The organism is Nonomuraea sp. NPDC049419 (assembly GCF_040676995.1).
GTDB lineage: Bacteria > Actinomycetota > Actinomycetes > Streptosporangiales > Streptosporangiaceae > Nonomuraea > Nonomuraea salmonea.
The window spans coordinates 111,879-135,083 of sequence record NZ_JBFAQB010000021.1 but is presented as its reverse complement, the minus strand read 5'-3'; the positions used below and the strand labels follow the sequence as shown (position 1 = coordinate 135,083).

Here is a 23,205-nt window from a genome sequence, read left to right as displayed (position 1 = left end):
TCAGTATTGGAGAAGCCCTCGTCGGGGGCGCGCACCTAACCTGAGTCGCATGCACGGCCGCCGCACCCAGAGCGCGGTGGAAACCGACATACTGCTCATACTGCCCGACCAGCGGCAGCGCCCATAAGACAGATGGAGACTCCGACAGCATGGCCACGAGCACGGACACCCAGTCGCCCGCGCCCCACGCCGCCGACACCCACGACCTCATCCGCGTGCACGGCGCCCGCGTCAACAACCTCAAGGACGTCAGCGTCGAGATCCCGAAGCGCCGGCTGACGGTGTTCACGGGGGTGTCGGGGTCGGGCAAGAGCTCGCTGGTCTTCGGCACGATCGCCGCCGAGTCGCAGCGGATGATCAACGAGACGTACAGCACGTTCGTCCAGGGCTTCATGCCGACGCTGGCGCGGCCCGAGGTGGACGTGCTCGACGGGCTCACCACCGCGATCATCGTCGACCAGCAGCGCATGGGCGCCGACCCGCGCTCCACGGTCGGCACCGCCACCGACGCCAACGCGATGCTGCGCATCCTGTTCAGCCGGTTGGGACAGCCGCACATCGGCTCGCCCAACGCGTTCTCCTTCAACGTGCCCACCGTGCGGGCCAGCGGCGCGATCACGGTCGAGCGCGGCGAGAAGAAGAAGCCGGTCAAGGCGACCTACACCCGCACCGGCGGCATGTGCCCGCGCTGCGAGGGCCGCGGCACGGTCAACGACCTCGACCTCACCCAGCTCTACGACGACTCCAAATCGATCTCCGAGGGCGCCATCACCGTGCCCGGCTACAAGGTCGACAGCTTCTGGACCGTCCGCGTCTTCATGGCCTCCGGCCTCGTCGACCCCGACAAGCCGATCCGCGACTTCACCAAGAAGGAGCTCAATGACTTCCTGTACGGGGAGCCGATGAAGGTCAAGGTCGACGGCGTCAACCTCACGTACGAGGGGCTGATCCCGAAGATCCGCAAGTCGTTCCTGTCGAAGGACCCCGAGGCGATGCAGCCGCACATCAGGGCGTTCGTGGAGCGGGCGGTCACGTTCACCGCCTGCCCCGAGTGCGACGGCACCCGCCTCAGCGAACTCGCCCGCTCCTCGCGCATCCGCGGCGTCAACATCGCCGACGCCTGCTCGATGCAGATCAGCGACCTGGCCGAATGGGTACGCGGCCTCGACGAGCCGTCCGTGGCCCCGCTGCTCGGCAAGCTGGCGCACACGCTCGACTCGTTCGTCCAGATCGGGCTCGGCTACCTGTCGCTCGACCGGCCGGCGGGCACCCTGTCGGGCGGCGAGGCGCAGCGCGTCAAGATGATCCGCCACCTCGGCTCCTCGCTCACCGACGTCACCTACGTCTTCGACGAGCCCACCGCGGGCCTGCACCCGCACGACATCCAGCGCATGAACGACCTGCTGCTGCGGCTGCGCGACAAGGGCAACACGGTGCTGGTCGTCGAGCACAAGCCGGAGACGATCGCGATCGCCGACCACGTGGTGGACCTCGGGCCCGGCGCCGGTTCGGCGGGCGGCGAGATCTGCTACGAGGGCACCCTCGAGGGGCTGCGGGCGGCCGGCACCATCACCGGGCGCCACCTCGACGACCGCGCCACGCTGAAGGACACCGTGCGCGAGCCGACCGGCGTCCTGGAGATCCGCGGTGCCACCACCAACAACCTGCGGAACGTGGACGTCGACGTCCCGCTCGGCGTGCTGACCGTCGTCACCGGCGTGGCCGGGTCCGGCAAGAGCTCGCTCATCCACGGCTCGATCCCGCCCCGCGCCGGCGTGGTGTCGATCGACCAGAGCCCCATCCGCGGCTCCCGGCGCAGCAACCCGGCCACCTACACCGGCCTGCTCGACCCGATCCGCAAGGCGTTCGCCAAGGCCAACGGCGTCAAGCCGGCGCTGTTCAGCGCAAACTCCGAGGGCGCCTGCCCCGACTGCAACGGCGCCGGCGTCGTCGAGACCGAGCTGGGCTTCATGGCCAGCGTCACCACCGTCTGCGAGGAGTGCGAGGGCAAGCGGTTCCATCCGTCGGTGCTGGAGCACACGCTCGGCGGGCGCGACATCAGCGAGGTGCTGGCCATGCCGGTGGCCGAGGCCGTCGAGTTCTTCGGCGCGGGCGAGGCCCGTACGCCGGCCGCGCACGCCATCCTCACCCGGCTCGCCGACGTCGGGCTGGGCTACCTGACGCTGGGCCAGCCGCTCACCACGCTGTCCGGCGGCGAGCGGCAGCGGCTCAAGCTGGCCACCCACATGGCCGAGCAGGGTGGCGTGTACGTCCTGGACGAGCCGACCTCCGGCCTGCACCTGGCCGACGTCCAGCAGCTGCTCGGCCTGCTCGACCGGCTCGTGGACAGCGGCAAGTCGGTCATCGTCATCGAGCACCACCAGGCGGTCATGGCGCACGCCGACTGGATCATCGACCTGGGCCCCGGCGCCGGTCACGACGGTGGCCGGGTGGTGTTCGAGGGCACGCCGGCCGAGCTGGTCAAGGCCCGCTCGACGCTGACGGGCGAGCACCTGGCCGCGTACGTCGGGGCGTGATCGGCTCCGGCCTCCTCAGCCTGGGCAGCACCGGGACGGCCGCCAGGAGCAGCCCGGTCAGCACGGCCACGCCGAGGAACGCGCGCTGCACGCCGGCGGCGTCGGCGAGCAGGCCGAAGTACGCCGGGCCTGCCAGGAAGCCCAGGTAGGCGACCGTCGAGATGGCCGAGGTGGCCCGGCCCCTGAACGCGTCGGGGACGGGCCGCAGCCCGTACGACAGGAGGGTGGGAAAGAGCGTCGCGGTGCCCAGCGCCGCGGCGACGACGCCCGCCAGGGTGAGCGGCAGTGAGGGGGCGAACGCCGTCAGCCCGCCGCCGGCCGTCGCGATCAGGCTCGCGGTGATCAGCGTGGCGATCGGGCGGCGCAGCATGACGGGGCCGCCCGCCAGCCTGGCCAGCGCGGCCGTCGTGGCGAACGCGGCAGGGGCGACGGCGGCCAGCGCGGGCGAGGCCGCGAACGCGTCGGTCAGCAGCACCGCGGCCCAGGTCTGGAACGCGTTCTCCGCCGCGAACGCCAACGCCCCCACACCCCCGACCACCAGCAACATCCCCCGCCCCGGCAACCGCCCGCCGCCCTCTCGGCCCACCGCCGCGCCGTCGGCCTGCTCCTCCGGGTGACCCGCCGCTCCCGGGGCACGGTCGGCCTGCTCGTCCCGATGGCCCGCCGCCTCCTGCGCGGCTGCGGCCTGGTCGCCGTCGGGCGCGGCGCCGTCCCGTACCGTGATCGACCGGGTGGCGGCGGCCACGACCGTGCCGAGCGCGACCACGACGACGGCGGCGGCGGTGAAGGCGGCGAGCAGGCTGCCGGTCGCGGCGGCCAGCGCGCCCGCCACCAGGCTGCTCGCCGCGACGGTGGCGGAGAACGCGGCGTGCGAGCGGGCCACGACAGGGCGGCCGGTCCGCTTCTCCGCGGTGGCGGCGAGCGCGTTGATGGCCACGTCCGTAGCCCCTGAGGCGGCCCCCACGGCGAGGATGCCCGCGCACAACCCGGCATAGCCGGACGAGACCGCGCACAGCACCACGCCCGCGATGCCCAGAAGCGCGAGCAGCATCCCGGCCACCCGCAGCCCGACCGCGTCCACGAGCCGCCCGGTCAGCAGCATGGCGGGCAGCGCCCCCGCCCCCACCAGCAGCAGCGCGACGCCGAACCGCGCGTCACCCACCCCGGCATGGGCACGCAGCAGGGGCAGGCAGGCACCCCACACCCCCCAGAACACCCCGAAACCCGCGAACCCCAGAAATGGCGCGGCACGACCCGACAAGCTGGCTTCCCTCATATATGTAACGCTACACAACTAGGATGGCGGCGTGTCCACCAACCGCAGACGCGTGACGCTGAAGGACGTGGCGGCCCGCGCTGGCGTCTCGCTGATGACCGCCTCCTACACCTTCACCCGCCCCGCCCGCGTCGCCGACGCCACCCGCGAACGCGTCCACCGCGCGGCCGGCGAGCTGGGCTACCACCCCGACGCCGTGGGCCGCGCGCTGAAGTCCGGCCGCACCAGGCAGCTCGGCGTCGTCTTCAGCGAGCACCTGGTCTACGCCTTCGACGACCCGCAGGCGGCCCGGTTCCTCGCGGGCGTGGCCGAGGTGTGTGTCGAGGAGGGGCAGGGGCTGACGTTCATCCCGACGCGGGGCGACGCCGACGACGCCGACCGGGTGCTGTCGGCCGCCGTGGACGCGTTCGTGCTGTGGACCACCACCGAGGACGATCCGGTGCTCGCGGCCGTCGCGGGCGATCCGCGTCCCGCCGTCGTCCAGGGCGGTCCCGGGCGCGACGGGATCGCCTGCGTCACCCAGGACGACCGCGCCGCCGCCCGCGCCATCGCCGCCCGCGCGCTGCGCGAGGGCCGTACGCCCGCCGTCATCTCGTTCCCGCTCGACCGCGCCCGCGCGGCCATGACGACCACGGGCGCCGGCCTGCCGCCGCACGTCCCGTTCCCCGTCACCGACGCCCGCCTGCGCGGCTACCGCGACGCCGTCGAGGAGGCCGGTCTGAGCTGGGACGGCACGCCGGTCGTGGTCGTCGCCCGCAACACCCGCGCTGACGGCGCCGCCGCCGCCCGAGCCCTCGCCTCCCGTCTGCCCGCGGACGCCCTCGTCATCGCCATGAGCGACGAGCTCGCGATCGGCGCCCGCCAGGCACTCGAACACTCCCACCCCGGCGCCGCCTACCTCGGCTGGGACGCCTCACCGGCCGCTCGGCAGCTCGGCATCACCTCCGTCACCAACCCGCTGCGCGACCAGGGACGCCGCTGCGCGCAGCTAGCCCTCGACCCACGTGACGCCGGTGAGCGGGAGATCCCGTGGAGCATCACCGGGTAAGCCGGTTGTCCGGCCTCGTGACCAGCCGCTACGGTGTGGGCGCGTGGATGCCTTCGAACGTTCCTGGGCGGCGTTGCGCGCCGCGGTCGCCGACCTGCCCGACGACGCCTTCGCCGAGCCGTCGGGCTGCGCCGGGTGGCTCGTGCGCGACCTGGTCTGCCACCTGGTCATCGACGCCCAGGACGTCCTGATCACCCTCGTCACCCCGACCGACGAGCCGCCGACCCGCGACGCGATCACCTACTGGGAGGTCACCGGCACTCCCCCGACCGGCGACGACCCGCTCGACGCGCTCACGGTCCGGCTGGCCGCCGCCTACGAGGACCCGTACCTGCTGAAGTTCCACCTCGACGACGTCGGCTCCGCCGCGGGCCGGGCCGCCGCGCTGGCCGACCCCGCGATGCGGGTCGGCACGCGGGACGAGGTGCTCACGGCGGGCGACTACCTCACGGCGTACGTGCTCGAATGGACCCTGCACCACCTCGACCTGATCGCCCACCTGCCCGGCGTGCCCGGCCCGCCCGCCGAGGGGCTGGCCCGGTCGCGGGAGATGCTGGAGAGGATCGCCGGGGCCGCGTTCCCCGCGTCGTTCTCCGACGAGGCCGCGCTGCTCGTCGGCACCGGCCGCCGCGCCCCGACCCCAGCGGAGCGGGACGAACTGGGCGACCTGGCCGGCCAGCTGCCGTTCGTCGTGGGCTGACTCCGCTGTTCTGGCAGCATGTCCAGCCCTACGGCTGAACGTCGCCAAGCGGCCGGCGTCGAGCGTTATAGGGGCGATCTGCCCACAGCACGTGGAATCCAGGAAACGACCCCAGCGGTCTGATCACGGCGGGAGGTCACGCCAGCGTTCGGCCGACGTCAGAGCGTCCAGGCTGATCCGCTTCAGGAACGCACCGCCTCTGGTCAGTCGGCGTCCCACGGGCGTGTCGAGCCCGAGCGTCTGCCCTGCCTCCTTCGTGATCTCCGCCGCTGCGAGCGTCTGCCGGGCGCTGATCACGGTCGAGTGGTACCAGGCGTCGTCGTCGACCACGTAGACGTCGCGGCGCCGCTGGGGATCACGTTCGCGCCGGATCAGCCCCTGCTGGGCCAGGTAGCCCACTGCCATGGAGATCGAGGCGGGACTGACGTTCAGTCCGCGCGACAGCTCGGCCGCGGTGAGCCTGCCGTCCTCGCTCAGCCACAGGCCGATGAGCACGCGCGCCACCATTTTCGGCAGGCCCATCCCGACCGCCAGCTCGACGGCTCCCTCTTCCACCTCCACGGCCGTGCGGTCCTGAGGTCCGGGGGAACGCGCCGGGATGCGGCGCCGTGCCCGCCGCGCCGCCGCCTGGTGCGCCGCCTCGGGGCGGTAGTCGCTGGGGCCGCCGTTGCGGCCGACCTCGCGGCTGATCGTGGACGTCGGCCGGTCCAGCCGCCTGGCGATCTCGGCGTAGGAGCGGCCTTCGGCGAGGCCGGCCGCGATGCGCTGGCGGTCCTGCCGGGTCAACCTTCCTTCTGGCATGGCGCCAGTATTGCTTTCGGCATCACACAATGCAACGCATCATTGCATTCAGCCTCAGCGCCAACGCATCAATTTATCGGCTCTGACCTGCGCAGAAGTGCATCACGCGATTGACGATATTTTTGAAAGCAACGTAGCTTTCCATCATGTCGAACGCGAACTATCGCGTGGAGCCGGTCACTTCGTCCGTGGGCCGCGCACCCGCCTTCCCCTTAGATCCCGCGCCTTCGCTCACCGCCCTACGCGTGGAGCAACCGATCGCCCGCCTGGCCGTGCCCGAGGGCGCCCCCGGCGTTTGGATGATCACCGGATACGACCTGGTCCGCCAGGTCCTCGCCGACCCGCGCTTCAGCTCCCGCTCCGAAACCCACTTCGCCGAGCTGGGCACGTACCCGCGGGAACTCGCGCTCGCCATGCGGGCGCTGCTCCACCGCTTCCTACGCTGCGGCTCGCCGCACCGGCCGAAGAGCTGTCGTTCCGCACCGACCCTTCGCAGGTGTACGGCATGCACAGCCTGCTCGTCACCTGGGATCGGGGGTGAACGCGATGCGTCCCTTCGTCTCGGTGGCGGGGCTGCGCAAGTCCTACGGCGCCCACCGCGTCCTGGACGGCATCGACCTGTCCATCCCGCAGGGCACCGTCTTCTCGCTGCTCGGCCCCAACGGCGCGGGCAAGACCACCACGGTGCAGATCTTCGGCACCGGCGTCGACGCGCTGCGCGAACTCCTGGAACGGCTCGACGCACAGGCCATCGACGTCGCTGAACTGTCGGTGCACAAGCCCGACCTGGACGACGTCTTCCTCGCCCTGACCGAGGAGTCCTCCCGATGAGGGCGATCACCGACTCCGCGACCATGCTGCGGCGCCAGATCAGGCACATGTGGCGTTACCCCACACTGATCCTCACCTACGCGGGTGTCCCGGTGGTGCTCCTGCTGCTGTTCGTCTACGTCCTCGGCGGCATCATGGGCGCCGGGATCGGCGGCGACCGCGCCGCCTACGCCGCTTACCTCACCCCCGGCATCATGATCATGACGATCGCGAGCGCCGCGCAGGCGCGCTGGGCATGGTCACCAGGAACGTGGCCACGGCCGGCAACCTGCCGATGCCACTGATGCTGCTGCCGTTCCTGGGCAGCGGCGTGGTCCCGCCGGAGTCGATGCCGGGCCCGCTGCGCTGGTTCGCCGAACACCAGCCGTTCACACCGGTCATCGAAACCCTGCGCGCGCTGCTGGCCGGGCAGCCCGCGGGAGCCGGCTTCGCGGCGGCGGCACTCTGGAGCGCGGCCATCGCGCTGGGCGGATACCTGTGGGCACGCAAGCTCTACAACCGATGAGGACAGACGTGTTCAAACGCAGTGTTCCAGCACTTGGCCTGCTGGTTCTCGCGCCGCTGGTCGGCGAGTACCTGCTCGGCAACATCGCCATCAACGCCCTACCGGCACTCATCGGGCTGATTCCGCTCTACGGCGGTGGCGCGCTGCTGATCCGCGAGGTGACCCGCCGGTGGGGGCTGGGGTGGCCGGGGATCATCCTGCTCGGCCTCGCCTATGCCGTGATCGAGGAGGGCCTGCTCACCCGGTCGCTGTTCGATCCCGACTATGCCGGGCTGCGGTTGCTCGACTACGGGTTCATTCCGGCACTGGGCATTGGCGCTTACTGGACCGTGTTCGTGCTGGCCATCCATGGGGTGTGGAGCATCGCGGTGCCGATCTCGATCGTAGAGGCGGGCTCACGCCGACCGGACACCCCCTGGCTCGGCAAGGCCGGCCTCACCGTGTCAGCCCTCCTGTTCCTACTGGGCGGCGCGGTGCCCATCGCCCTGGCCAGTCCGGCTGCCATCCACCCGTTGTCGGCCGCTCAGATCACCTGGACGCTGATCACGGCCGCCGCCCTGATCATCGCCGCGTTCCTGTCGGCCCGATTCCGCCGCTCCCTCCGTTCAGCCACGCCGGCCAGCCCGTGGACCGTCTTCGCGATCACCATCGTGGCCGGGCTGGCGTTCTGGCTCCCCAGTTTGCTCGCCCTGGTGGGGATCAAGCTGGAGTCCGTCGTGCCCGCGTGGATCACGGTCTGCTTCTACCTCGTGCTCTACACCACGATGACGCTGCTCATCCTGCGCTGGTCCCGACGCATGGGCTGGGGCCCCTGGCACCGGTTCGCCCTGAGCGCCGCCGGCCTGGTCACCTACGCCTGGCACGGCTTCCCTCAGCCGCCGAGTTTCCCCGCACCCACGCATGTGGATCTCATGGGCAACGCGGTCTTCGCGCTGGCCGCGCTCGGGCTGCTCGCCTTTGTGGTGGTACGGCTCCGCCAACTTGATCTTTAGCCTTGGCGCTTGCGAGATCGCTACGGATTTTCAGGAACAAGCTCGGCTTGGCCTTGCCGTCGTAGGAGGTTCGGTCGCAACCGGCCTCTGTGAAGGCGTCGCGCTCACTGTCGGGGTGCTGGTCGCGGGTGGACACCTTCGTACAAGATCAAGTGAGGCTGTCGCCCGAGAAGCCCGCTCGCTCGGAGCTCATGACACACTTCTCACCGGCCTCCCATCATGCGGCTCTCCCAGGCCCAGGCCGCGATCTCGACCCGGTTACGGACGCCGAGCTTGGCCTGGACGCCCGCCACATGCCCTTTGACCGTGCTCACCGCGATGAACAGATCGTCGGCGATCTCCTGGTTGCTGCACCCTCTGGCGACCGCCCGGACGATCTCCGTCTCCCGCGCGGTCAGGGGCTGCGCGGGCGCGCGGGCCGCGATCCCGGCTCCGCGGTCGGCGAGCCGGCGCAGCAACCGCAGCGTGATCGACGGCGAGATGAGCGCGTCGCCCGCGTGGGCGGCCCTCACGGCCTCGACCAGCAGCGCGGGGCCCGCGTCCTTCAGCACGAACCCGGCCGCGCCGCAGTGCAGCGCGCCGTGGACGTATTCGTCCAGGTCGAACGTGGTGACCATGACCACCCGGGTCGGGGCGGCGGCCAGCGCGCGGGCCACCTCGATCCCGTCGAGGCGGGGCATCTGGACGTCCACCAGGCACACGTCAGGATGTGTCCGGCGGGCCTGCTCGATCGCCTCGTCGCCGTCGCCCGCCTCGGCGACCACGACGATGTCGGGCTGATCCTCCAGAATGATGCGCAGACTGGCCCTGATCATCGCCTGGTCGTCGGCCAGCAGCACCCGGATGGACGGCGTCATCGGCGTTCCCCGGCGGGGATGGTGGCGCGCACGACCCAGCCCCCACCGGGGCCGGGGCCGGCGGTCAGAGTTCCGCCCAAGGCGTCGAGGCGTTCGCGCATGCCGATGATGCCGTAGCCGGCGCGGCGGGTGCGGGCGGTCGCGTGCGGGGCGTCGTCCTCGACCACGACCGTGACGGCCTGCTCGTCCTGGGTGATGCCGACGGTGACCACGCGGGCGTGCCCGGCGTGCTTGGCGACGTTGGTCAGCGACTCCCGGACGACGCGGTACACGGTGCTGCGCACCTCGGCCGGCCAGCCGTCGGGCTCGGCGGCCAGCCGCAGCCGCGCCGATCGGCCGTGGCCGTCGAAGCGGTCGACCAGCTCGGCGAGCTCCTGATGGCCCGTCACGCCGGGGGCGCTCTCGCGCATCAGGCCGACCACGCGGCGGGTCGCGGCCAGCGCCTCGTGGCCCGCGGCCTCGATGCCGGCGAGCGAGGCGGCCGTCCTGTCCGGGTGCCTGGCGGTGACGAGCTGGGCGGCCTGCGCTTGGAGCACGATGCTGGTGACGTGGTGGGCCACGACGTCGTGCAGTTCCCTGGCCAGCTCGCGGCGCTCGGCACGGCGTACGCGCTCGGTGGCGGCGCGGCGGCGGGCGGCCAGCCCTCGGGGGACGAGCCCGCCTCCCAGGGCGGCGAGCCAGATCAGGCCGCCCTGCACCGGCACGGGCGAGCCGGAGCCGGTCAGCAGGCCGCCCGTCATGACGGCCGCCCCTGCGGCGGCCACGGCGCAGGCCTGGACGGCGGGCAGTCTCCTGACCGCGGAGCCGATGAGCACCGCCAGGCCGAGCGCGGTGGCGGGGCCCGGCTCCGCCGGCAGGTGGAGGAGGTGAGCGGGCAGGACGGCGAGCCCGGCCACGGTCAGGCCGGCCACGGCCGTCCACAACCGGGCAGCGCGGCGTGCCACGGCGAGCACCGCCACCACCGCGCCGACGCAGGCGCCGGGCACCCAATAGCCGTCACCCCAGCTGGCGGCGAGGCGGGCGGCCTGGTAGGCGATGGCCAGCGCGAGCACGACGCCGAGTCCGATCTCGGCCGCCACCTCGAGCCGAACAGGAGCACGCACGGCGTTAACGCTAGGGCACGGGTCCCATGGGTTTGTACCGGCCGAAAGTACTGTTTCGTTCCCACTGCCGGCGGCCCGCTGGTGGGCGGGCCGCGCCGTCCTCCTCGTCCGACGCTCCAGGGCCAAGGGAGTGATCGGGCCGCCGGTCCCGCTCAGCGACTCACCGGGGTCTCCTCATACACGCGCGACAGCTTCTCCGGATTGCGTACCGCGTACACGCCTCTGATCAGGCCGCCCTCGACCCGCACCGTGATGACGGCGTCGATCCCGCCGTCGAGGCGGAGCACCAGGGCCGGATGGCCGTTGACGTGGGCCGGCTGCAGCGCGCCGGCGCCGAACCTGGACATCGCGGCGGCCAGCGGGGCGATCCGCTCGGCCCCCACGAGCGGCTCCAGCAGCGCCTCCACGACTCCGCCGCCGTCGCTGAGGAAGACGGCGTCGGGCGCGAGGACGGCGAGCAGCCCTTGCAGGTCGCCGGTCTCCGCCGCCCGCCGGAAGGCGTCGAGCGCGTCACGGATCTCGGCCTGCGAGACGCCCGCGCGCGGCCGGCGTGCGGCGACGTGCGAGCGGGCCCGGTGGGCGATCTGGCGGACCGCGGCCTGGCTCTTGTCCACGGCCTCGGCTATCTCGTCGTAGCCGAGGGCGAACACCTCGCGCAGCACGAACACCGCCCGCTCGGCCGGCGTGAGCGTCTCCAGCACCAGCAGCATGGCCATGGAGACGCTCTCGGCCAGCTCGACGTCCTCGGCCACGTCGGGCGTGGTCAGCAGCGGCTCGGGCAGCCACGGCCCGACGTACGACTCCTTGCGGCGGCCGAGCGTGCGCAGCCGCATCAGCGCCTGCCGCGTCACCATCCTGATCAGGTACGCGCGCCGATCCCGCACCGTGTCGAGATCGACGCCCACCCACTTGAGCCAGGTCTCCTGCAGCACGTCCTCGGCGTCGGCGGCCGAGCCGAGCAGCTCGTACGCCACGGTGAACAGCAGGTTCCTGTGGGCCACGAAGTCCTCGGTGGCCGGGTCCATCCGGCCGGGGCGCTCGTTCACGGCCGGACGTTGTGGTTGCGGGAGAACAGGTTGCGGGGGTCGTGCCGGCGCTTGACCGCCGCTAGCCGCCGGAGGGTCCGCGGCGGGTAGACCGCGGCCACGTCGTCCGGTGTGGCGGAGGTGAGGAAGTTGGCGTACGCCCCGCTGACGTGGGGCGCGAGCCTGGCCCAGATCGCCTGCAGGGGCGGGCGGGCGGCCTCGACGATCGGCTCCGGCCCGGCCGCGGTGGTCACGAACATCAGCTCCGCCTGGCGGTGAGCGTAGGCGGTGGCGTCGTCCGGGACCCGGGCGACCGCGCCTCCGACGCCGCGGACGGAGATGAACGGTGACCCCTGCGCCGCCCCGATCTCCGCCAGCAGCTCCAGGACCCGGCGCACCGACCCCGCCTCGACGAACGCGCTGCGGGTCAGCAGCCGGATGCCGGGCGGCGCGGCCTGGCCCTCCTCCAGGATGTCCGCGTACGGCAGGAGCGCGACGTCGTCGCTCAGCACCGTGCCCAGAGCGCGGATCGGGTCGATGGCCTTCGCGGCCGCCTCCGGGTCGTCGCCGTCGAAGGCGACCTGGATCTTCACCGGCGCTTCGTGGCCGCCCTCGAAAGGGTTGGCGAAGCTCGCGATGGAAGTCAGCTCGTCCGGGGCCGTCCGCAGGTAGGCCGCCCAGCCCTGGAGGACTTCTGCGAGTTCCGCGGCAGGGAAGGTGATCGCGCCGAAGAAGACGTCGGTCGTCGGGTGCGCCGCCAGCTCGAAGGCGGTCACCACGCCGAGGTTTCCGCCGCCTCCGCGCAGCGCCCAGAACAGCTCGGGGTTCTCCTCCGCGCCGGCGCGCAGCACCGCACCGGAGGCGGTGACGACCTCGGCGGCGACCAGGCTGTCCAGGGTCAGGCCGTGCTTCCTGACCTTCCAGCCGATGCCGCCGCTCAACGTCAGGCCGCCGACGCCCACGCTCCTGGTGTCTCCCGAGGAGATCGCCAGGCCCAGCGGAGCCAGGGCGTCCACCACCTGGCCCCAGGTGGCGCCGCCGCCCACGCGGACGATGTGACGTTCCTCGTCGATGACCTCGACGCCGGCGAGCCTGGCGAGATCGAGGACGACGCCGCCGTCGTTGGTGCCGAAACCGGCGAAGGCGTGACCGCCGCCGCGTACCGACAGCACCAGACCCGCGTCGGCGGCGAACCGGACAGCGGCCTGCACGTCTGCCACGCTCGCCGGCCGCAGGACGTAGGCCGGGCTGCCGGGGACCAGCATCGTGCGAGCGGCCTCCTCGTAGCCGGCCGTGCCAGGCTCGAAGACGTCGCCGCCGAAAGTGGTGGCCAAGAGGGCGTTCATGGTGCTCCTTCCACACGCCGGGATTGTTCCCGGTCGAGCAGAAGATGCCGGTGGCCCGCTCGTTGTGACATCGCGGCGACGTGACCTATGCCACGCCGCACAGCCACTCCAGGCCGGCTTCGGCGTGGGTGACGACGGTGAAGTGGCTGTCGCCCGGGAGCAGCCGCAGGTCGGCGGCCGGGCAGTGCTCGGCCAGCCAGGCACCGTGGGTGGCGGGGATGATGCGGTCGGCGGTGCCGTGCAGGAGCAGGACGGGGGCGCCGATGGCGCCGGGGTCGCAGCCCCAGGCGTGGGTGTAGGAGACGTCGTCGTCGATCTGGCCGTACGAGCCGGCGTCGAGAGCGGGCTCGGCGACCTTGCCCAGCCACCCCCATGGCCCCTCGAACACCGCCAGGTCGGCGGGGGTGAACTCGCAGTCGTAGGCGAAATTCGCGTCGTGCAGCGCCGCCCGCACCTGCCGGCCCGCCGCCGCCGTGCCCAGCGCGGCCACGCCGGACGGGACCATCCCGGCGAACCAGTCCAGACCGTCGGCGCCGTACGGGGCGATGCCGGCCAGGCTCAGCACCGCCCGGACGCGCTCACCCAGCACCGCGGCGCACCCCAGCGCGTAGGTGCCGCCGCCCGAGTAGCCCGCGACGGCGAACCTGCCGATGCCGAGCGCGTCCGCGACCGCCGCCGCGTCACCGGCGACGGACGCGACCGTCCGCCCCGGCGCCACGTCGGAGCCCCCGTAGCCAGGCCGGTCGAACGCCACCCAGCGCACCCCCAGCCCGTCGGCCGCTGCGAAGAGCGGCTCGGGAGGCGCGCCGAGGTTCGGCGTGCCGTGGTGCCACATGACCGGCAGCCGCTCGCCGTCGCCTGGAGCGGTGTCGTAGACGTGCAGCGTGCGGCCCCCATCCACGGGGACGTCCAGCTCGATCATCATGTCCTCGACGCTACCGCTCCTTCGGGGGATGGAAGCCGCCGATCTCCTGCTCCAGGAGCTCGGCCAGCCGGAGCGGGGTGCGGTCCTCGAACATCGGGCCGATGAGCTGCACGCCCACCGGCAGCCCTTCGGGGGATCCGCCCGCCGGGACGGCGGTGGCGGGCAGGCCGGGCATGGTGGCCAGACCGGCCCAGACGAGCTGGTCGAAGTACGGGTACTCGGTGCCGTCGATGTCGATGCGCCGCCGCATCGGATCGGGGCTGTGGTCGTGCGGGAACGCCGGCGTCGGCGTGACCGGGCACACCACGGCGTCGAACTCGGCGAACAACGCCCGCCAGCCGTGCCGGTGGGCCTCGCGGCGGCTGTTCACCTTCAGCCAGTCGCGGTGGCTGAGCGTCAGGGCGCGCAGCCGTACGGACTCGAGGCTCTGGTCGTCCGGGCGCTGCTCGTGCGCTTCCATGGGGAAACGCGCGACCGAACCGGAGATCAGCAGTTGCATGTAGAGCCTCGCGGCCTCCGCCAGGTCCGGCAGCAGCGGGCTGTGCCATTCGACGCGGGCGCCCGCGTCGGTGAGCGCGGCGGCCACCCGGTGCACGCCCGCCCGCACGGCCGAGCCGGTCGGGAGCAGCGGATGTTCGTCGAGGACCAGGACCCGGAAGTCAGCGAGCCGGTCGTGGCGGGCGGGCGGCAGCTTGAGCTCGTACGCCAGGCCGTACGTCAGCGGGTCGGGGCCCGCCATGACGTCGAGCAGGAGCGCGAGGTCGCGGGCGGTACGCGCCATCGGACCGACGACCGCCAGGTCGAGCTCCGCCGGCAGCTCCTTCGGCAGGGCCATGCCGCGGGTCGCCGCCAGCCCGAGCGTCGGCTTGTGCGCGTAGACGCCGCAGAAGTGGGCGGGCGTACGCAGCGAACCGGCCAGGTCGGAGCCGATCGACAGCGCCCCGAACCCGCACGCCAGCGCCGCCGCCGACCCGCCGGACGACCCGCCTGGCGTGCGGTCGCGGTCCCAGGGGTTGGTGGTGGTGCCGTAGAGGTCGTTGAAGGTCTGGATGTCCTGCAGGCCCAGCGGCACGTTGGTCTTGCCGAGCACCACCGCGCCCGCCGCCTTGAGCCGCCGCACCTGGACCGCGTCCTCGGCCGGCATGAAGGCGCGGTGCTGCGGCATGCCCCAGGTCGTGGGCATCCCTTCGACGTCGTACGACTCCTTGACCGTCACCGGGACGCCCAGCAGCGGCCGCTCCACACCGCGGGCGCGCGCCCGGTCGGCGTCTCGCGCGGCTGCTCTCGCCCGGTCGAAGTCGGGTACGCAGATCGCGTTGGTCACCTCGTCGTCCCGCTCGATCCGGGCGATCGCGTCGTCCGTCAGCTCTGCTGAGCTCACTTCCCCGGCCCGCAACGCGACCGCCAGTTCTTCGGCCGACTGGTATTTCGTATCCATGGCGGAGGACTCTATTGGCTTGCCATGCATGCTGATCCCGGCACGTGTCGTCGGCATTTTCCGGAAAAGCGGAAATGGCCGCCTGGCAGCTTGGCCGGAATTGGCTTCATCCCAGGTCAGAGGGGCTTCGCGTGGGTCTTCGGCTCTGGCGAGGGCATGAAACTCCGCTACATGCAACGAGAGAGACCTCTCAATTCTCGTCAGAACGGACTGCCCATCACGTCACTGGCCACAATTCGCGGCATTTGTCCAGTCGACAGAGGAAGCGTTTCTTGCTTATGGGCTCGGCCACGGGAGCAGGGCCAGCTCGACGACCCGGCGAAGTTCGTCGCGAGGGGCGCCGCCGGCGGCCTGGACGGCATGGCCTGATCGAGCGCTTTCACGGGACGCAGAAAGGCCGTCCTGGACGAGGTGGTGGCGAGCATCGGCACCGCATCGGTCCCCCTGAGACCGGCCGTGTCATGGTGCCCGCCCGGGGAGGTGGTGACTGCGTCTCCGGAGCCCGCTGGTCATCGGTGGTTGTCCGGGACGGTGACGAGGCCGGCTTCGTAGGCGGCGATGACCAGGTGGGCGCGGTCGCGGGCGTGCAGTTTGGACAGCAGGCGGCCGACGTGGGTCTTGACCGTGCCGACGGTGAGGTGCAGGTGCTCGGCTATCTCGGTGTTGGACAGGCCGCTGCCTATCAGGGTGAGCACCTCGCGTTCGCGCTGGGTGGTGTTGCCCAGGTCGCGCACCGCCGGGGTGGAGCGGGAGCCGCGCAAGAAGTCGGCGATGAGGCGTCGGGTCACCGACGGTGCGAGCAGGGCCTCGCCGGCGGCGACGACTTTGATGGCGGCCAGGAGCTCCTCCGCTGTGGCGTTCTTGACGAGGAAGCCGCTCGCTCCCGCGCGGAGCGCGCCGTACACGTATTCGTCCAGGTCGAAGGTGGTGAGGATGAGGACGCGGACGCCGGCGCCGTCGGGGTGGGCGCAGATGCGGCTGGTCGCTTCGATGCCGTCCATGTCGGGCATGCGGATGTCCATGAGGACGACGTCGGGGCGCAGCCGACGGGCCAGGCGCACGGCCTCGGCACCGGTGCCCGCCTCGCCCACGGTGGCCAGCCCCGGAGTGGTGTCGATGAGGACCTTGAGGCTGTCACGCACCAGCACCTGGTCCTCGGCGAGCAGGACCCGGATGGTCGGTGACGACTCGTGCGGAGCGGCGTCGCCGGTCATGCCGCTGCTGGAGGTGTTGTTGCCGGTCATGTCGCATTGCTGTTCTCGTCGTACGGGAGGCGGGCTGCCACGCGGAAGCCTCCTTCGGGCCTGGGACCCGCGCTGAAGGTGCCTCCGTACAGTTTGACCCGTTCGCGCATGCCGATCAGGCCGTGCCCGCCGTGGCCGGTGCGGGGTGGGCGGCCGAGGCGCGGGCCGTCGTCGAGGACCTCGATCGTGGTTTCGCGGGGGTTGATGTGCACGGTTACCGAACAGTGGGTGGGTGCGGCGTGGGTGATGACGTTGGTCAGGGCTTGCTGGACGATGCGGTAGATCGACATCGCCACCGCGGGCGGGAGTGCGGCTTCTTCGTGGACGGTGAGCTCCACCCCCACCCCGGCGGAGCGGGCGTGGTCGGCGAGCCCAGGTAGGTCTGCCACGCCGGGGACGGGCAGGTGGGTCTCCTCCTGGGTCAGCCGGGCGTCGCCGTCGGAGCGGAGGAGGCCGAGCACCCGGTGGATCTCGGTCAGCGTGCTCCTGCTCGTCTGCTCGATGATGGCCAGCGCGGCGCGGGCCTCTTGCGGGCGGGCGTCGGCGACATGGTTGGCCACGGTGGCCTTGACGGCGATCAGGCTCATGCTGTGGCCGATGACGTCGTGCAGCTCTCGGGCGATGCGGCGGCGCTCGTCGGCCACGACCGCTTCGGAGAGGTGACGGACGAGGCGGGCGGTCGTCTCCCGTTTCCAGCGGACGGCCGCTCCGACGGCCCCCGCGGTGATCAGGAGCACCGAGATCGCCCCGATTTCGATCGGCCACGCGGCTGGCAGCTCGCTCGGCCCTGCCGCGGGCTCGAGACCCGGGAACACCTGCTCGTAGAAGATCAGCACCGCTGTGACCGCGCCGGCCACGCATGCCGCCAGGCTTGCCGCCGACCAGGCCAGCGGGGTGGCGGAGGCCACGAGGTAGAGGACGAGCGCGGTCGGCACGTACGTCACCCAGATCGCGCCCGCCGCCACGGCACCGGTCACGGTCGCCAGCACGCCCGTGACGGCCGCGAAGGCGAGCACGGCACGAGATCTGCGCCGCCGTACGGCGATCGGCAGGGCAAGGACCGCCCCGATCAGCCACGCCGCCCACGTCGGCCAGCACGACGACGGCCCCGGAGGATCGGCGACGGCGTATCTGATGATCAGCGCCACGACGATCGCCGTCACCACGTCGGTGACGATCCACCCATCGAGCCGCTGCCCGCCCCACTTCATGCCCGGACCGTACCGCCCCCGCACCCGGCCCGGCATCTGACCACGGTCGGACTTTCCGCATCCAACCGTGGTCCGACCACCGGTCCCCGTGTGCGGTGCGACATCTCAGTCCGTAGGGGGGTCGGCTGACCACGACGGGGCGTTCCACGTCTGACCGGAGTCGTAGCGCCGGCTCTTGAACGGCGGAAAGATGCGACCTGGGGCAGACGCGCGCACCTCGCCCGGCTCGCGACGATGCTGCTGGACCCGGCGGATCGTGCCGGGAGGCAGCGACAGGACGGGCGGGAACCGAATGATGTCCGAAATCCAACGGCGTGTGGCGCGATGGCGGCAGAGCGATGGGGAACGGCGTGCGGCCAATGCCGCGGCCAACCTGGGAAGGCAGCATCCGTTCCCTGGGCGGTGGGTCAGTGCGGTGTCGCTGATCGGCGGGCCTCTACTGATCATGGCGGGGACGCTGCTGCGTTCGCCGTTTCACTTCTTCGTCCCGCAGCAGCTCATCGCCTACAGTCGGCATCCCGCGCTCATCACCGCCGCCTACACCTGCTTCGCGGCCGGGTTCATCATGCTGTGGCCGGGGGTCGTGACGCTGGCGCAGCGGATCGCCGCCACCAGTCCGCTGTGGGGGATGTGGGGCGGATGTCTGGTGCTCGTGGGTCTGTTCACCAGGGTCTTCCAGTTCGGGACCGATCACCTGGCCTTTCATCTCACCGACAGTCTCGGTCTGCGGACGATGCTCGACGGTGTCGACGCCTACTACACGGCTTGGGGCGAGACGCGGTGGCATCCGTTCAGGGCCATCTCGGGGCCGGCGTTCTTCGGGTGGGTCGTGCTGGCCGTCGGCGCCTACCGGTCCGGTGCCCTGGGGCTGGGGCGGTCGGTGGCGCTCGGTCTGATGGCGATGCTCGCGCTCGGGCCGCTCAAAGGCACCCAGATCCCGCAATCCTTCCTCGCCGTCGGCGGTCTCTGCGTCGCCCTCATCCCCCTGGGGTTCTCGTTGCTGCGGGCCGGGCCGCCGCCGACCAGGCGTGCTCTGATCTGGATCGGAGTTCTCGCTGTCGTGTACGTCCTCATGACGGCCTACGGGCCGAAGGGGTGATGGCCGGCGAACAGGTCCGGGCGCTGGAGGGGGATGCCGTGACCGCAGTCCGGTACGGTGATCAGCCGGCTGCCGGGAGCGGCGTCGTGGATGGCACGGGCGGAGGCGTGCATCAACCCGCGCTCGCGCTCCCCCACCATCACCAGAGCCGGATTCTTGAACTCGGACCATCCGGCGGGAAGGGTGAAGCGGATGTTCTCGCCGACGCTCGCGAGCAGGGTCGCCCGGCTCGTACGCGCACTGTCACGGACGTAGTCGGCCAGCAGCTCGTCCGGGATGAACAGCTGCTTGGCCTGGAGCTTCGCGAACCACTCCTGCCTGGCGAGCGGCGCGGTGGCGGCGAGGAGCCCCAGCGTCGCCCCGGGGAACCGCAGCGGCTTCGCCTGCGCGCTCACCACGACGGCACTGGTGACGAGGTCGGGACGGCTGGCGGCGAGCATGATCGTGAGCTGCGCGCCCAGGGAGAAGCCGGCGACCGTGGCGCCGTGCGGAGCGCGTTCCTCCAGGACTTTCATCAGGGCCTGAGCGGTGGACTCGTGTGACCGGTACGGCTCCGCCGCGCTGTTCCCATGGCCGGGAAGGTCGGGGACGATGACGCGGGCCCTCGCGCCGAGCCGCTCCACCACGGGCCGCCACATCCATCCCGCGACCCCGCCGCCGTGCAGTAGCAGAATGGGCGGTGCTTGCGTGTTTCCGACCTCATCGACGTACATGTCCACATCCTTCCACCTGACGACGAACCCGTACTGTGGAGCAATGACTCACGCCCTGGCCCCGTTCGTGGTGGCGTTGAGCCCGTACGAGCTGGGCCCGAGCGCGCACCGCGGGCTTCCCTCGTCCACGATCACCGTCACCATCCCGGAGTCGGACGCGGTCGAGATCGCCTGGCTCGAGCGGGCGGAACCGGCGCAGCGGTTCAGCGCCGCCGTCGCCGGGCTGCACCTGGACGCCGCCGAGCTGCGGCAGCAGGGCGGTAGGCGTGGCGTCTGGCTGACGCTCAGCCCGCTGGGAGCAGGGGCGCTGCTGGGCGTACCGGCGTCGGACCTGAGCGGGCAGATCGCCGATCTCGCGGACGTGTCCCCGGCGATGGCGCACCTGCCCGAGCAACTGGCCGCCTGCCGGTCGTGGCCGCAACGCCGCACCCTGGTCGAGAACGCGCTGCTCACCGGCTGGGCCCGGCACCAAAGACACGCCGGCGGACGGGATGCACGGGCCGCGCTGAAGGCGCTGTCCAGCACCACGAGGGTGGAAGAGGCAGCCGGGCTCCTGGGATGCTCCCGCCGGCACCTGAGCAGTACGGTCCGCGCCGCGCTGGGCGTGACGCCGAAGGAGTACCAGCGGCTCCTGCGCTTCGAGAACGCACGCGGCGCGCTCGCAACGGCCGCCCGCACTGAAACGATCAGCCTGGCGACCATCGCCGCGCAGTCAGGCTTCGCCGACCAGGCACACTTCACCCGGGAGTGGCGCGCCATGGCCGGAAGCACACCGACGGAGTGGCTGCGCACCGAAGGCTTGGCCGCCTGACGATCCACCGGCCCTACCAGGTCCGGGGAAGGCGGCTTTGCCGGGGGGCGTTCCCCAATGTTCAAGACCCCGGACCGGACCGCCAGGACGATGGGCGCATGAAGCTCTCTCCACGTCTCATCGTTCCCGACCCCGTCCGTGCCTCCGCCTTCTACCAGGCGGCCCTGGGTGCGGAGCAGGTGTTCACCGCTCCCCCGGCCGACGACGGCCGGCCGAGCATGATCGAGCATCGCGTGGAAGGGGGATCGTTTCGGGTGTCGCCGGCCGTTCAGGCGTGGGGGTGGCGATCGCCCGGAGACCTCGGCGGCTCGCCGGTTCTCATCGAGGTCGAGATCGAGGACGCGGACGCCGTGGGCGAGCGGATGATCGCCCACGGCGCCGAGGTGGTCGTTCCGATCGAGAATCGCCCCTACGGGAAACGGTCAGGCCGGATCCGGGACCCGTTCGGCCACCTGTGGATCATCACCGGTCACCTACGCTGAGCCGGCTGTGGCGGTGGCCAGGGCGGCGCACACCTCGGTCGCCATCACGGCGCTGAGCTGTGCCGACAGGGAGACCTTGGGCCCGGGGGGCCGGTTCCAGTCCTGGGCGGCCAGCAGCAGCCCGTCGCGGACGCACGAGCCCCACAACCGCTCGGTGCTGTCCAGCAGGAAGTCGCGCACGTCGGGTACGTCGTGCACCGAGACCAGCAGGTGGGCGTACCGGTAATAGATGCCCTTGAACAGGCCCTCGTCTCCGCCGTCACCCTCGTCAGCGAAGACGCCGTCGGAGGCCAGCTCGGTGATCGCGGTCCTGGCCGTGCGGGCGGCGCGGGCGAGGTGGTCGTTCTTGTCGAGGGCGTGGGCGAGCTCGACGCACGCGCCGACGTACAGACCCTGGTTGTACGTGAAGCGCCAGTCCACGTCGATGGCGTGGTCCTCCTGCCGGTTGACGCCGTCCTCGACGAACCCGTCGGGCCGCACCAGCGCGCCCTCCAGCCAGTCCATGGCCCTGACCGCCCACTCGAGGTAGCGGGCCTCGCCGGTGGCGCGGTGCAGCCGGGCCGACAGGATGACGAAGGGCGCGTTGGCCGGGGTGTTCTTGTAGTACGGCTGCTGGACCCGCCAGGCGATGCCGCCGCCCTCGTGGTCGTTCCAGCCGTGGTCCAGCACGTGCTGCCAGATCACGACGGCGTCCCCGCGCAGGTCGGCGGAGCCGGTGGCCTCGGCGAGGCGGAGGGTGGCGAGCGCGAGCCAGAGCATGTCGTCGAAGTAGTCGTTGAACAGCGCGCCGCCGTTGCGGCGGCGGATGCCGGCCAGGAGGGCGGCGGCCTGGTCGAGCCTGGCGGGGTCGGAGCTGCGCCGGTGGGCGTCGATCCGCACGTCCATGGCGTGCGCGAGCCACCAGTAGTTGAAGACGTCGTCGTTGCCCGGCTCCAGCGGGTGCCAGTTGTGGAAGAGCTGGTCGCCGGGGGCGGCGAAGTAGTGATCGAGGCTGCGCTGAGCCAGCTCGGCGCGGTCGTTCCAGAGGGCAGGGGGCGTCAAAGGTCCTCCGTGGGTCAGCTGGGCTCGACGATCGAGAAGGGGACGATGGAGCGCGGCGGCACCGGTTCGCCGCGCATCTGGGCGAGCAGCAGGTCCACCGCCTGCCGGCCCATCTCCCGCTGGTCCTGGCGTACGTGCATGAATTCCGGCCCGGCGATCGGGTCGAGCGGCGAGTCGAAGCAGGCGATCAGGGGGCGCGGCGAGGCCCCGGCGATGGCCCGGCTCATGACGCGGGCCAGGTTGTACTCGCACACGACGAACGCGGTCACCTCGGGTTCGCCGGCCTGGAAGGCGCGGATGCGTTCGACGTCGGCGAGCACGTTGTCCTGGGTGAACGCGCCGGGCAGCGTGCTGGACAGGCCGGTCAGCTGGCGCGCGTCGCCGAGGGACAGGCCGCGCCCGGCGAAGGCGGCGCGGAAGCCCTCCAGACGTTCCTCGATGCTGGAGGTGTTCTCCGGCGGCGGCGAGACGAACGCGACCTGCCGGTGCCCCTGGTCGAGCACGCGCTCGGTCAGGGCCCGTGCGGCGGCCACGTTGTCGGTGTGCACGGCGCACACCTGGATGCCGGCGAGATAGCGGTCGACGAGGACGAGCGGGTAGCCGTCGAGGATGGTACGCAGCAGCCCGGCGTTGTAGTACTCCCCGTGCACGGGAAAGACGATCAGCCCCTCGGCGAGCCCGGCGTCGACCATCGACTCGATGGCCTTCTCCTCCTCTTCCTGGCTGCCGCGGGTGCGCTTGATGACCAGCGTGATGCCGCGCTCGGCGCAGCGCTCCTCCACCGCGCAGAGCAGCTCGAGCCCGTACGCCTCGGACGCGTCGGGATAGATCATGGCGATCGTCCCCGGCACCCGCTCGCCTTCCTGGACCGCCGCGCCGGCCGGGGAGAGCGCCAGGGCGTCGAGGTCGGGCGGCTCCTGGGCCACGAACGAGCCCTTGCCGCGGATCCGGTGCACGACGCCGGCCTGGCGCAGCACCTCCAGCGCCTTCTTCGAGGTGATCCGGCTGACCTCGAACCGCTCGGCCAGCTCCATCTCCGAGGGGACGCGGTCGCCGGGAGCCAGGGCTCCGCGCCGGAGCTCGTCCAGGAGGTAATCGATGATCCGCTCGTACAGGAGCGGGCCTCTCGCAGCCACTCTTCCCCTTCACCACTTGGTATGTCACCGTATCTAGGTATATATCATCTCATAGATTTATACATCAAACATATTGACTTATGA

General features: G+C 71.7%; 22 protein-coding genes and 1 pseudogene. 10 read left to right on the top strand and 13 right to left on the bottom strand.

Annotated elements, in window-relative coordinates:
* Positions 1–149 precede the first annotated feature (149 nt).
* Entirely contained in the window at positions 150–2,537 is a 2,388-nt protein-coding gene (locus AB0K12_RS40135; RefSeq protein ID WP_364573000.1) for an excinuclease ABC subunit UvrA, read from the top strand.
* Here AB0K12_RS40135 and AB0K12_RS40130 read toward each other — a convergent pair.
* Entirely contained in the window at positions 2,482–3,813 is a 1,332-nt protein-coding gene (locus AB0K12_RS40130) for an MFS transporter (protein WP_364572998.1), read from the bottom strand. The two genes, AB0K12_RS40135 and AB0K12_RS40130, sit on opposite strands and share 56 nt — an antisense overlap.
* Positions 3,814–3,844: 31 nt before the next feature.
* Here AB0K12_RS40130 and AB0K12_RS40125 point away from each other — a divergent pair, with 31 nt between their 5' ends.
* The gene (locus AB0K12_RS40125; protein WP_364572996.1) at positions 3,845–4,861 is read left to right on the top strand and encodes a LacI family DNA-binding transcriptional regulator; all 1,017 of its coding nucleotides are present in this window, start codon (positions 3,845–3,847) and stop codon (positions 4,859–4,861) included.
* A 43-nt stretch (positions 4,862–4,904) separates the two neighbouring features.
* Positions 4,905–5,561, top strand: a complete 657-nt coding sequence (locus AB0K12_RS40120; protein ID WP_364572994.1) for a maleylpyruvate isomerase N-terminal domain-containing protein — start codon at positions 4,905–4,907, stop codon at positions 5,559–5,561.
* 123 nt (positions 5,562–5,684) lie between these two features.
* Here AB0K12_RS40120 and AB0K12_RS40115 read toward each other — a convergent pair whose 3' ends face one another.
* Complete coding sequence (locus AB0K12_RS40115; RefSeq protein ID WP_364572992.1) at positions 5,685–6,362, bottom strand: helix-turn-helix domain-containing protein; 678 nt, start codon at positions 6,360–6,362, stop codon at positions 5,685–5,687.
* Positions 6,363–6,908: 546 nt separating this feature from the next.
* Here AB0K12_RS40115 and AB0K12_RS40110 point away from each other — a divergent pair.
* The 4 genes and pseudogenes from AB0K12_RS40110 to AB0K12_RS40095 form a co-directional block, all read left to right on the top strand.
* Positions 6,909–7,055 (top strand): annotated as a pseudogene (locus tag AB0K12_RS40110) (ATP-binding cassette domain-containing protein); the annotation flags it as partial.
* Positions 7,056–7,189: 134 nt separating this feature from the next.
* A complete protein-coding gene (locus AB0K12_RS40105; RefSeq protein ID WP_364572990.1) occupies positions 7,190–7,477 on the top strand; it encodes a hypothetical protein in 288 nt (95 codons plus the stop codon).
* Entirely contained in the window at positions 7,468–7,698 is a 231-nt protein-coding gene (locus AB0K12_RS40100; protein ID WP_364572988.1) for a hypothetical protein, read from the top strand. The genes AB0K12_RS40105 and AB0K12_RS40100 overlap by 10 nt, the downstream gene beginning before the upstream one ends.
* 8 nt (positions 7,699–7,706) lie before the next feature.
* Positions 7,707–8,690 (top strand): hypothetical protein, encoded by a 984-nt coding sequence (locus AB0K12_RS40095; protein ID WP_364572986.1) that lies wholly within the window; start codon positions 7,707–7,709, stop codon positions 8,688–8,690.
* Positions 8,691–8,893: 203 nt separating this feature from the next.
* On the opposite strand, the gene AB0K12_RS40090 is transcribed toward AB0K12_RS40095, so the two are convergent.
* The 8 genes from AB0K12_RS40090 to AB0K12_RS40055 all read right to left on the bottom strand — a co-directional run bounded on the left by AB0K12_RS40090 (position 8,894) and on the right by AB0K12_RS40055 (position 17,839).
* The gene (locus tag AB0K12_RS40090; RefSeq protein WP_364572984.1) at positions 8,894–9,547 is read right to left on the bottom strand and encodes a response regulator transcription factor; all 654 of its coding nucleotides are present in this window, start codon (positions 9,545–9,547) and stop codon (positions 8,894–8,896) included.
* A complete protein-coding gene (locus AB0K12_RS40085) occupies positions 9,544–10,650 on the bottom strand; it encodes a histidine kinase (RefSeq protein ID WP_364572981.1) in 1,107 nt (368 codons plus the stop codon). Before AB0K12_RS40085 ends, AB0K12_RS40090 begins: the two co-directional genes overlap by 4 nt.
* A 152-nt stretch (positions 10,651–10,802) precedes the next feature.
* Positions 10,803–11,675 carry an RNA polymerase sigma-70 factor gene (locus AB0K12_RS40080; protein ID WP_364573088.1) on the bottom strand — a complete coding sequence of 291 codons (873 nt, stop codon included), beginning with the start codon at positions 11,673–11,675 and terminating at the stop codon, positions 10,803–10,805.
* Between the two features lie 17 nt (positions 11,676–11,692).
* Complete coding sequence (locus AB0K12_RS40075; RefSeq protein ID WP_364572979.1) at positions 11,693–13,021, bottom strand: FAD-binding oxidoreductase; 1,329 nt, start codon at positions 13,019–13,021, stop codon at positions 11,693–11,695.
* Positions 13,022–13,106: 85 nt separating this feature from the next.
* A complete protein-coding gene (locus tag AB0K12_RS40070) occupies positions 13,107–13,946 on the bottom strand; it encodes an alpha/beta hydrolase (RefSeq protein ID WP_364572977.1) in 840 nt (279 codons plus the stop codon).
* Between the two features lie 10 nt (positions 13,947–13,956).
* The gene (locus tag AB0K12_RS40065) at positions 13,957–15,384 is read right to left on the bottom strand and encodes an amidase (protein ID WP_364572975.1); all 1,428 of its coding nucleotides are present in this window, start codon (positions 15,382–15,384) and stop codon (positions 13,957–13,959) included.
* A 509-nt stretch (positions 15,385–15,893) separates the two neighbouring features.
* Positions 15,894–16,598 (bottom strand): response regulator transcription factor, encoded by a 705-nt coding sequence (locus tag AB0K12_RS40060; RefSeq protein ID WP_364573086.1) that lies wholly within the window; start codon positions 16,596–16,598, stop codon positions 15,894–15,896.
* 26 nt (positions 16,599–16,624) lie between these two features.
* Positions 16,625–17,839: a sensor histidine kinase gene (locus AB0K12_RS40055; protein WP_364572973.1), complete on the bottom strand. Its 1,215-nt coding sequence runs from the start codon at positions 17,837–17,839 to the stop codon at positions 16,625–16,627.
* 445 nt (positions 17,840–18,284) lie between these two features.
* Between AB0K12_RS40055 and AB0K12_RS40050 the strand changes: the two genes are divergently transcribed.
* Positions 18,285–18,938, top strand: coding sequence for a hypothetical protein (locus tag AB0K12_RS40050; protein WP_364572971.1), 654 nt, complete (start codon positions 18,285–18,287; stop codon positions 18,936–18,938).
* Here AB0K12_RS40050 and AB0K12_RS40045 read toward each other — a convergent pair.
* Complete coding sequence (locus AB0K12_RS40045; RefSeq protein WP_364572969.1) at positions 18,920–19,651, bottom strand: alpha/beta hydrolase; 732 nt, start codon at positions 19,649–19,651, stop codon at positions 18,920–18,922. The two genes, AB0K12_RS40050 and AB0K12_RS40045, sit on opposite strands and share 19 nt — an antisense overlap.
* 43 nt (positions 19,652–19,694) lie before the next feature.
* On the opposite strand from AB0K12_RS40045, the gene AB0K12_RS40040 reads away from it, so the two are divergent.
* Entirely contained in the window at positions 19,695–20,462 is a 768-nt protein-coding gene (locus AB0K12_RS40040) for a helix-turn-helix domain-containing protein (RefSeq protein ID WP_364572967.1), read from the top strand.
* 98 nt (positions 20,463–20,560) lie between these two features.
* Positions 20,561–20,944, top strand: coding sequence for a VOC family protein (locus AB0K12_RS40035; RefSeq protein WP_364572965.1), 384 nt, complete (start codon positions 20,561–20,563; stop codon positions 20,942–20,944).
* Here the strand turns inward: AB0K12_RS40035 and AB0K12_RS40030 are convergent.
* Together AB0K12_RS40030 and AB0K12_RS40025 are read right to left on the bottom strand one after the other, a co-directional pair.
* On the bottom strand, positions 20,936–21,985 hold the full coding sequence (locus AB0K12_RS40030) for a glycoside hydrolase family 76 protein (RefSeq protein WP_364572963.1): 1,050 nt from the start codon (positions 21,983–21,985) through the stop codon (positions 20,936–20,938). The genes AB0K12_RS40035 and AB0K12_RS40030 overlap by 9 nt on opposite strands.
* A gap of 14 nt (positions 21,986–21,999) precedes the next feature.
* Positions 22,000–23,121, bottom strand: coding sequence for a substrate-binding domain-containing protein (locus AB0K12_RS40025; protein ID WP_364572961.1), 1,122 nt, complete (start codon positions 23,119–23,121; stop codon positions 22,000–22,002).
* Positions 23,122–23,205: the final 84 nt, after the last annotated feature.

What these genes read in the sequence shown, in the direction of transcription:
- AB0K12_RS40045 (WP_364572969.1), bottom strand. Translation starts at nt 19,651, where the DNA reads ATGTACGTCGATGAGGTCGGAAACACGCAAGCACCGCCCATTCTGCTA.
- AB0K12_RS40130 (WP_364572998.1), bottom strand. Translation starts at nt 3,813, where the DNA reads ATGAGGGAAGCCAGCTTGTCGGGTCGTGCCGCGCCATTTCTGGGGTTC.
- AB0K12_RS40115 (WP_364572992.1), bottom strand. Translation starts at nt 6,362, where the DNA reads ATGCCAGAAGGAAGGTTGACCCGGCAGGACCGCCAGCGCATCGCGGCC.
- AB0K12_RS40060 (WP_364573086.1), bottom strand. Translation starts at nt 16,598, where the DNA reads ATGACCGGCGACGCCGCTCCGCACGAGTCGTCACCGACCATCCGGGTC.
- AB0K12_RS40075 (WP_364572979.1), bottom strand. Translation starts at nt 13,021, where the DNA reads ATGAACGCCCTCTTGGCCACCACTTTCGGCGGCGACGTCTTCGAGCCT.
- AB0K12_RS40065 (WP_364572975.1), bottom strand. Translation starts at nt 15,384, where the DNA reads ATGGATACGAAATACCAGTCGGCCGAAGAACTGGCGGTCGCGTTGCGG.
- AB0K12_RS40050 (WP_364572971.1), top strand. Translation starts at nt 18,285, where the DNA reads ATGGCGGGGACGCTGCTGCGTTCGCCGTTTCACTTCTTCGTCCCGCAG.
- AB0K12_RS40035 (WP_364572965.1), top strand. Translation starts at nt 20,561, where the DNA reads ATGAAGCTCTCTCCACGTCTCATCGTTCCCGACCCCGTCCGTGCCTCC.
- AB0K12_RS40070 (WP_364572977.1), bottom strand. Translation starts at nt 13,946, where the DNA reads ATGATGATCGAGCTGGACGTCCCCGTGGATGGGGGCCGCACGCTGCAC.
- AB0K12_RS40105 (WP_364572990.1), top strand. Translation starts at nt 7,190, where the DNA reads ATGAGGGCGATCACCGACTCCGCGACCATGCTGCGGCGCCAGATCAGG.
- AB0K12_RS40040 (WP_364572967.1), top strand. Translation starts at nt 19,695, where the DNA reads ATGACTCACGCCCTGGCCCCGTTCGTGGTGGCGTTGAGCCCGTACGAG.
- AB0K12_RS40080 (WP_364573088.1), bottom strand. Translation starts at nt 11,675, where the DNA reads ATGGACCCGGCCACCGAGGACTTCGTGGCCCACAGGAACCTGCTGTTC.
- AB0K12_RS40100 (WP_364572988.1), top strand. Translation starts at nt 7,468, where the DNA reads ATGCCACTGATGCTGCTGCCGTTCCTGGGCAGCGGCGTGGTCCCGCCG.
- AB0K12_RS40135 (WP_364573000.1), top strand. Translation starts at nt 150, where the DNA reads ATGGCCACGAGCACGGACACCCAGTCGCCCGCGCCCCACGCCGCCGAC.
- AB0K12_RS40090 (WP_364572984.1), bottom strand. Translation starts at nt 9,547, where the DNA reads ATGACGCCGTCCATCCGGGTGCTGCTGGCCGACGACCAGGCGATGATC.
- AB0K12_RS40055 (WP_364572973.1), bottom strand. Translation starts at nt 17,839, where the DNA reads ATGAAGTGGGGCGGGCAGCGGCTCGATGGGTGGATCGTCACCGACGTG.